Annotated in this window: 6 protein-coding genes; 5 read left to right on the top strand and 1 reads right to left on the bottom strand. The window is 53.5% G+C overall.

Annotated elements, in window-relative coordinates:
* Positions 1 to 264: 264 nt before the first annotated feature.
* Positions 265 to 1,050 carry a sirohydrochlorin cobaltochelatase gene (locus tag LKD71_RS17250; RefSeq protein ID WP_227616341.1) on the bottom strand — a complete coding sequence of 262 codons (786 nt, stop codon included), beginning with the start codon at positions 1,048 to 1,050 and terminating at the stop codon, positions 265 to 267.
* Positions 1,051 to 1,245: 195 nt separating this feature from the next.
* Here LKD71_RS17250 and LKD71_RS17245 point away from each other — a divergent pair, with 195 nt between their 5' ends.
* The 5 genes from LKD71_RS17245 (at position 1,246) to hemL (ending at position 8,095) form a co-directional block, all read left to right on the top strand.
* The gene (locus tag LKD71_RS17245; protein ID WP_227616340.1) at positions 1,246 to 2,037 is read left to right on the top strand and encodes a tRNA threonylcarbamoyladenosine dehydratase; all 792 of its coding nucleotides are present in this window, start codon (positions 1,246 to 1,248) and stop codon (positions 2,035 to 2,037) included.
* A 147-nt stretch (positions 2,038 to 2,184) separates the two neighbouring features.
* Complete coding sequence (gene hemA / locus LKD71_RS17240; protein WP_227616339.1) at positions 2,185 to 3,423, top strand: glutamyl-tRNA reductase; 1,239 nt, start codon at positions 2,185 to 2,187, stop codon at positions 3,421 to 3,423.
* Entirely contained in the window at positions 3,413 to 5,815 is a 2,403-nt protein-coding gene (gene cobA / locus LKD71_RS18430) for a uroporphyrinogen-III C-methyltransferase (RefSeq protein WP_331466515.1), read from the top strand. Before hemA ends, cobA begins: the two co-directional genes overlap by 11 nt.
* Positions 5,816 to 5,831: 16 nt before the next feature.
* Complete coding sequence (gene hemB / locus LKD71_RS17225) at positions 5,832 to 6,815, top strand: porphobilinogen synthase (RefSeq protein ID WP_227616338.1); 984 nt, start codon at positions 5,832 to 5,834, stop codon at positions 6,813 to 6,815.
* Positions 6,815 to 8,095, top strand: coding sequence for a glutamate-1-semialdehyde 2,1-aminomutase (gene hemL, locus LKD71_RS17220; protein WP_227616337.1), 1,281 nt, complete (start codon positions 6,815 to 6,817; stop codon positions 8,093 to 8,095). Before hemB ends, hemL begins: the two co-directional genes overlap by 1 nt.
* The last annotated feature ends 74 nt before the right edge of the window (positions 8,096 to 8,169 follow it).

The following is an 8,169-nucleotide window of genomic DNA, read 5'->3' as shown; positions in this document are numbered from 1 at the left end:
TGTTTAGTGGGTCCCAAGTTCAAAAGCCTTATCATGCAAGCATGAACGGCTTTTTGACCTTTTGACCCTGGCATCATAGGATTGTGTTATACGATCTTCGGGAGAAAAAAATAGCCGCCCACTACCACGAATAGTGAACGGCTGATGCTGAAAAGCATTTAATTGTTCATCGTCAGGGGTAGGCCGTATGTCTCTGGCTTCCCTTAACTTTATATTTACTATAGCACATTTGGCAGCAGGACGCAAGTAAAATCTCCAGAATGCTTACTTGCTCTCTTCAATATGCTTTAAAAAGATTTTCCGGATTCCTTCATACTCGCCAAGTCCTTTTAAGTGACATTCGACGGTATATCCGGCGGCCTCAAACTGATTCTTCCAGGAGTCTTCCTCCTCGCCGGCCATATCGTTGGTGGCGTGGTCTCCGGCCACGATCATGAAGGGAGTCAGGTGAATCTTTTCGGGCTGAAGTTCTTTCAGACCGCGGAGAATGGACGGAATGGACGGGTAAGCTTCCACAGTTCCGATGAGAACGTTGGAGTAGCCCAGATCCTTGAAGGTATAGTCAAGGGCTGCATAGGCAGTATTTGCATAATGGGTGGTGCCGTGGCCCATGAGGACAAGGGCTTCTTTTTCCGGGAGATCCTTCCAGTCCTCCATGAAAGCGCGGATGGCTTCCTCGATGTCCTTAGTGCTGGTCAGAAGCGGCGTTCCGAAACGGATGGAATCGAAGTGATCGGCGTAAGCGAGCACATCCTCTTTCATCAGATCATTTTCGATTCCGTTGATGATGTGGGTGGGCTGAACAATCAGCTCTTTGATGCCGTCCCGGATCATGGCTTCCATGGCCTCTTTTACAGTGTGGATCGTGACACCGTCCCGGTTTTTCAGTTTGCGGATGATCATCTTGCTGGTCCAGGCCCGGTAAATAGAAGCGTCCGGATTGGCTTCGCGGATATCAGCTTCGATGCAGTCGATGGTCTTTTCGCGGGTTTCGTTGACGCTGGTGCCGAAGCTTACGACCAGAATCGCTTTTTTCGTATTTTTATCCATATGTAAAACTCCTCCATGTATTATCGTTAAGTTTTTATCAGTGTATCATCCCCGTAGGAAAAAGTCAAACGCTTCCAAGGCTAATCGTGAGTTTCATGCATTTCCTATTGAAATCCTAGGGATACTGATGTATGATAGTTATTCAGGGTCCTAAAAAGAAGCGAATTTAAATATAAGAAATCATTCGGAGGTTTTATGTTAAATCAGTTTTCAAGAACCGAGCTCCTCTTCGGCAAAGCGGCCATGGAGAAGCTGGAAAATTCCAGAGTGGCTGTATTCGGTATCGGCGGTGTGGGCGGTTATGTCTGTGAGGCTCTGGTGCGGAGCGGCGTGGGCCATTTTGACCTCATCGACGATGACAAGGTCTGCCTGACCAACCTGAACAGGCAGATCATTGCCACGAGAAAGACGATAGGCCACTACAAGACGGACGTGATGAAAGAGCGGATGCTGGAGATCAATCCCAAGGTGGACGTCACCGTTCATAAATGCTTTTTCCTGCCGGAAACTGCGGAGGAATTCCATTTTGACCAGTATGATTATGTGGTAGACGCCGTGGATACGGTGACGGCCAAAATCTCCCTGGTCATGAAAGCCCAGGAGGCGGGAACGCCCATCATCAGTTCCATGGGAGCCGGAAACAAGCTGGATGCCAGCCGTTTTCAGGTGGCGGATATCTATAAGACAAAGGTCTGCCCCCTGGCAAAGGTCATGCGCCGGGAACTGAAAAAACGGGGCGTCCGGAAACTGAAGGTCGTCTATTCCGACGAGCTTCCCACGAGGCCGATCAACGATATGGCCATCAGCTGCCGGACCAACTGCATCTGCCCGCCGGGAGCCCAGCATAAATGTACGGAGCGCCGTGATATCCCGGGAAGCACAGCTTTCGTGCCCTCCGTGGCAGGCCTCATCATCGCCGGGGAGGTCATCAAGGATCTGACCAGGGATGTGCGGGTGACGGCAGAAAGCGTTGAAAATCAGCAGTAAAAAATATTCAGAGAGCCTGTGCTGCGTGCACGGGCTTTCTTGAATTTCCGGAAGTGTTGTGGTATGATAGGAACGAAAATTGGGCCATTTTGCCCAAATGGCGAAAAATGCCGGGAAATTCAAAGGAAATGAGGAAACCAGAAACTCATGGCAATACAGATGATAGGCATCGATCACACGAAAGCCGTGATCGATATCCGTACAATATTTTCATTTACGAAGAAAAGAAGCGCGGAGGCGCTTAAACTTATAAAGGAAGAAAAAGGCATCCGGGGCTGTGTTCTGATCTCCACCTGTAACCGGATGGAGCTCTATGTGAGCACGGAGGAAGGGTACGAGGGCGATCTCTATGAACTTCTCTGTCGGGTGAAGGAGCTTCCGGAAGGGCTCTGGCCGGAGTACCGGGAGTATTTCAGCTTCAGGGAGGAAAAAGAGGCGGCTTCTCACCTTTTCCGGCTGGCAGCAGGACTGGAATCGAGGATTCTCGGTGAGGATCAGATCATTACCCAGGTGAAAGACGCTCTGGCAATGGCGAGAGAGAACTATGCGGCGGACAACGTGCTGGAGGTCCTTTTCCGCATGGCCGTGACGGCGGCAAAACGGGTGAAAACGGAGGTGGTTCTCACCGGAGCCAGCCATTCCGTGATCCATCAGGCCCTGGCGACCCTGAAGGAGAAGGGTTTTTCCGTAAAAGGACGGAAATGCATGGTCATCGGAAACGGAGCCATGGGAAAACTGACGGCCTCCACCCTTCTTTCCGAGGGGGCAGATGTGACCGTTACCGTGCGTCAGTATCGGAGCGGTATCGTGGACATTCCTTTAGGCTGCCGGAGAATCGACTACGGCGAGCGCATGGGCTATTTTCCGGCCTGTGATCTCGTGGTCAGCGCCACGGCGAGCCCGAATTTTACCCTGAAAGAGGAGAACGTCCGGCCGGTGGATCTCGATCATGACCTCATCGTGGTGGATCTTGCAGTGCCGCGGGATGTGGAGCCTGGCGTGGGAAAACTTCGCCATATCCGCCTCTATGACATCGATGATTTCCATGTGGATGCCCGGAACGAACAGGTCATCGAGAATTTGAAAAAAGCAGAGGCGATCCTCGAAGAGCAGCGGAAAGAGTTTGACAGCTGGTACGAGTGCCGGGATATGGTGCCGAGGATCCAGAAGCTGAAAAAGGAAGCGGCGGAGGATCTGCTGGCGCGTCTTGTGAAGATCGTTCACGCCCTTCCGATGGAGACGGAGCAGCAGGAAACGCTTCTGAAAGATGTGGAGCAGGCCGCGGAGAAATCCGTGAACAAAATGCTTTTCGGTCTCAGGGATACGGTCTGTCCGGAAACTTTTGAAGAATGTATAGAAGGGTTGGAAAAAACGTATGAAGGATAAAATTGTCATCGGAAGCCGGGAAAGCAGCCTGGCGGTGATCCAGTCCCAGATGGTGCTGGATTTCATCAAGGCTCACCATCCGGCGCTGGATGTGGAGCTTCTGACCATGAAGACCACCGGAGATATCATTCTTGACCGGACACTGGACAAGGTGGGAGGAAAAGGCCTCTTTGTAAAAGAGCTCGACCGGGCGCTGATGGACGGCCGCAGCGATCTTTCCGTCCACAGTTTAAAGGACATGCCCATGGAGGTGCCGAAAGAGCTTCCTCTGGTGGCTTTTTCCAAGAGAGAGGACCCGCGGGATGTGCTGGTGCTGCCGAAAGGAGTGGAGAAGCTGGATTTTTCCAAACCCATCGGCTGTTCCAGCCAGCGGCGGATCCTTCAGCTGAAGGAGCTTTTTCCGGAAGCGGAATTTCAGTCCGTCCGGGGAAACGTGCTGACCCGGCTTCAGAAGCTGGACAGCGGTGAGTACGGGGCTTTGGTGCTGGCGGCAGCAGGTCTTAAGAGACTGGGCCTGGAAGACAGAATTTCCCAGTATTTTGAACCCGAGGAGATCATTCCGGCGGCAGGACAGGGAATCCTGGCTGTTCAGGGCCGGCAGGATGAGGGCTATGGATACCTGAGCGGTTACGACAATCTGGCCTCCCGCTATGAGGCCCTCTGCGAGCGGGCCTTTGTCCGGACCTTAAACGGCGGCTGTTCTTCACCGGTGGCGGCCTATGCGAGAATCCAGGACGGCAAACTTCTTCTCATGGGGCTTTATTACGACGAGGAGACCGGCGGCTATAAGAAGGGCACGGTAAAAGGCAATCCGGAGCGGGCAGAGTCCCTGGGCCGGGATCTTGCCATCAAGCTTCGCCAGGATTATCGGAAAGAAAAGGAGCAGACTCCCGTAGGAAAAGTCTGGCTGGTGGGCGCAGGCCCCGGCGATCCCGGTCTTTTCACGCTGAAAGGAAAGGAAGTCCTCTCCAAAGCTGATGTCGTGGTCTATGATGCCCTCGTAGGCCAGGGTGTGCTGACCATGATTCCGAGAGACGCGGAGCTCATCAACGTGGGCAAGCGTTCAAGCAATCATCTGGCGCCCCAGGAGACCATCAACTGGATTCTGGTGGACGAGGCGAAAAAGGGCAAGCGGGTAGTCCGCTTAAAAGGCGGCGATCCCTTCCTTTTTGGCCGGGGCGGCGAGGAGATGGAGCTCTTAAAACTTGAAAAAATCCCCTGCGAGGTGGTGCCCGGCGTGACCAGCGCCATCGCGGTGCCCGCCTACAACGGCATCCCTGTGACACACCGGGATTTCTGTTCTTCGGTCCATATCATCACCGGACACAAGAAAAAAGATGAAAAATACGACATTGATTTTGAGGCTCTTGTCCGGACAAAAGGAACGCTGGTCTTCCTCATGGGAGTGAAAGCTCTTCCCGATATCATGAAAGGGCTTCTGGAAAATGGCTGCGATCCTTTTATGCCGGCAGCTGTTCTTCAGAAGGGAACCCTGGCCGGCCAAAAACGGATCGTCGCTACGGTTTCTACTCTGGAAGAGGAGGTGGAACGCCAGGGCGTCGAGACTCCGGCCATCATTGTGGTAGGCAGAGTCTGCTCCCTGGCTCAGGAATTTGCCTGGTATGAGGACCTTCCGCTGGCCGGAAACAAGATTCTCGTCACCCGGCCGCGGGAGCTTGTCTCAGCCATGAGCCGGAAACTCCGGGAAAAAGGAGCCGAGGTTCTGGAGCTTCCTGCTATCAGTACGACGCCGATCCCGGACAACAACCTTCTCCGGAATGCCATCGGAGAGCTTCACATCTATCAGTGGCTTGTGTTTACCAGCCCCACCGGCGTGCGGATTTTCTTCGAGGCCCTAAAGGCGGAGAAAAAAGATCTCCGGGCTCTCGCTGGCCTTAAAATCGCGGTTTTAGGCTCCGGTACGGCGAAGGCCCTCGAAAGTCATGGCCTTTATCCGGATCTGATGCCGGAAATTTTCGAGGGAGAAGCCCTTGGAAAAGCTCTGGCAGAGAAGCTTTCCGGCGGAGAACGGATTCTGATCCCCCGGGCGGCCCTTGGAGGAGCGGAGCTCATTGAGGAGCTGGAGAAAAAAGGAGTTACCGTGGATGATATTCCGACCTACGACACCCTCTATGAGACGCCGGGAGCCGTGGATGAGAAGGCGGAATTTGACACCGGAACTGTGGATTATGCGGTGTTTACCAGCGCTTCCACTGTGCGGGGCTTTACCCAGGCAGTCAAAGGCATTGATTTTTCAAAGGTAAAAGCCGTCTGCATCGGCCGTCAGACAAAAGCGGCGGCGGATGAACTCGGCATGGAAACCTATATGGCAGAGCAGGCGACCATGGAGTGCGTGGTTTCCTGTGTGGAAAAGCTCTGCCGTGAGAGATAAGAAGGAGGCAGCAAAAATGGAAATGCTGAAACGCCCCAGAAGACTTCGGGGCAGTGAGGTTTTAAGAAAAATGGTTCGGGAGACCAGAATGGATAAGGCATCTCTGATCTATCCGATGTTTGTAAAAGAAGGAAGCGGAATTATCGAGGAGATCCCTACGATGCCTGGTCAGTTTCGCTACAGTGTGGACACTCAGGGAGAGATCCTCTCCAAGCTTCAGGATGCAGGCGTAAAAAATGTCATGTTTTTCGGAATCCCCGATCACAAGGATGAGGTGGGAAGCGGAGCCTACGATCCGGAGGGCATTGTTCAGAAGGCCCTTCGTCGGGCGAGAAAAGACTTCCCGGAGATGTATCTCATTACCGATGTGTGCATGTGTGAATACACCTCCCACGGTCACTGCGGTGTGCTTTGCGGCCACGACGTGGACAATGACCGGACACTGGAGCTTCTGGCAAAAACAGCCCTTTCCCATGTAGAAGCCGGAGCTGATATGGTAGCTCCTTCTGATATGATGGACGGCCGTGTCCGTGCCATCCGTGAGATGCTGGATGCCAACGGCCACTACACCGCCCCGATCATGTCCTATGCGGTAAAATATGCTTCCGGTTTCTACGGTCCCTTCCGTGATGCGGCCGGTTCTGCTCCGTCCTTCGGCGACCGGAAGAGCTACCAGATGGATTTCCACAACAGCCGTGAGGGCATCAAAGAGGCTCTGATGGATGTGGAAGAGGGAGCCGATATCATTATGGTAAAACCGGCCATGGCTTATCAGGATATGATTACCCGTGTCCGCGAAGAGGTCAATGTTCCGGTGGCAGCCTACAGCGTCAGCGGAGAGTATGCGATGGTAAAAGCCGGCGCTTCTCTGGGCTATATCGAGGAGGAACGGATCATTTCCGAGATGGCAGTGGGCGTTTACCGGGCAGGAGCTGATATTTACCTGACCTATTTTGCACCGGAGATCGCGCGTCTCATGGATGAAGGGAGAATTGGATAATGACCAGATCAGAAGAGCTTTTTGAAAAAGCGGTAAAACTCATTCCCGGCGGCGTCAACAGTCCGGTCCGGGCTTTTGGCTCCATCGGCGGCTGCCCCCGTTTCATCGACCACGCCGACGGCGCTTATATGTACGATGTGGACGGAAACAAATATCTTGACTTTATCAATTCCTGGGGACCGATGATCCTGGGCCACAACAATCCTCTGATCCGGGAAGCCGTGATCAAGGCCTGCGAGAAAGGCTTAAGCTACGGCGCCGCCACGGAAAAAGAGGTGGAGATGGCAGAGCTCATCACCGGCATCGTGCCCTCCATCGATATGGTCCGCATGGTAAACTCCGGAACCGAGGCTGTCATGAGCGCAGTCCGGGCGGCCAGAGGCTACACCGGAAGAAACAAGATTGTGAAATTCATGGGCTGCTACCATGGCCACTCTGATGCCATGCTGGTGCAGGCCGGTTCCGGCGTCATGACGGCCGGTATTCCGGACAGCGCAGGCGTGCCGGGAGGCTGCACGAAGGATACCCTCTCCGCCGTCTACAACGATGTGGACAGCGTAAAGACCCTTTTCGAGACCTTCCCCGAGGAGATCGCCGCTGTCATCGTGGAGCCCGTGGCTGCCAATATGGGTGTGGTGGAGCCAAAACGGGAGTTCCTTCAGGGCTTAAGAGACCTTTGCACGAAGTACGGTGCGGTGCTGATCTTTGATGAGGTCATCACCGGTTTTCGTCTCCAGCTGGACGGAGCCCAGGGCTTCTACGGCATTCAGCCGGATATGACCACCTTTGGAAAAATCATCGGTGCAGGCATGCCCGTGGGTGCATACGGCGGAAAACGGGAGATCATGAGCCTGATCTCACCGGCAGGTCCTGTTTACCAGGCAGGAACCTTAAGCGGAAACCCGGTAGCCATGTCCGCAGGCCTTGCCCAGCTTAATTATCTCAAGGACCATCCGGAGGTTTACACTGGGCTCAACGCCAAGAGTGACTGGTTCTTCGGTGAAATGAAGAATATTCTGGAGGAATGCGGCAAGAACTACCAGATCAACCATGTGGGTTCCATCGGTTCCCTCTTCTTCACTGAGACCCCGGTAGTCAACTACGCCACCGCCAAGAGTTCCGATACGAAAGCCTTCGCGGAGTACTTCAAGTATATGCTGGAAAACGGCTGTCACTTCGCACCGTCCCAGTTCGAGGCGATCTTCCTGTCTGCGATTCAGACAAAAGAGGAATTGTCGGGTGTGCTGGATATGTTTCATGCATATATGATGAGAAAATAATGATACCAGTGTCAAAAGGTCAAAAAGCTGTTCGTGCTTGCACGATAAGGCTTTTGAACTTGGGACACGCCAAA

It is taken from the genome of Fusicatenibacter faecihominis, from assembly GCF_020686945.1.
In the GTDB taxonomy this organism is placed as follows: domain Bacteria; phylum Bacillota; class Clostridia; order Lachnospirales; family Lachnospiraceae; genus Limivivens; species Limivivens faecihominis.
The sequence above is the reverse complement of the archived record's forward strand: the minus strand, read 5'-3'. Positions and strand labels throughout refer to the sequence as shown.

What these genes read in the sequence shown, in the direction of transcription:
- LKD71_RS17250 (WP_227616341.1), bottom strand. Translation starts at nt 1,050, where the DNA reads ATGGATAAAAATACGAAAAAAGCGATTCTGGTCGTAAGCTTCGGCACC.
- LKD71_RS17245 (WP_227616340.1), top strand. Translation starts at nt 1,246, where the DNA reads ATGTTAAATCAGTTTTCAAGAACCGAGCTCCTCTTCGGCAAAGCGGCC.
- cobA (WP_331466515.1), top strand. Translation starts at nt 3,413, where the DNA reads ATGAAGGATAAAATTGTCATCGGAAGCCGGGAAAGCAGCCTGGCGGTG.
- hemB (WP_227616338.1), top strand. Translation starts at nt 5,832, where the DNA reads ATGGAAATGCTGAAACGCCCCAGAAGACTTCGGGGCAGTGAGGTTTTA.
- hemA (WP_227616339.1), top strand. Translation starts at nt 2,185, where the DNA reads ATGGCAATACAGATGATAGGCATCGATCACACGAAAGCCGTGATCGAT.
- hemL (WP_227616337.1), top strand. Translation starts at nt 6,815, where the DNA reads ATGACCAGATCAGAAGAGCTTTTTGAAAAAGCGGTAAAACTCATTCCC.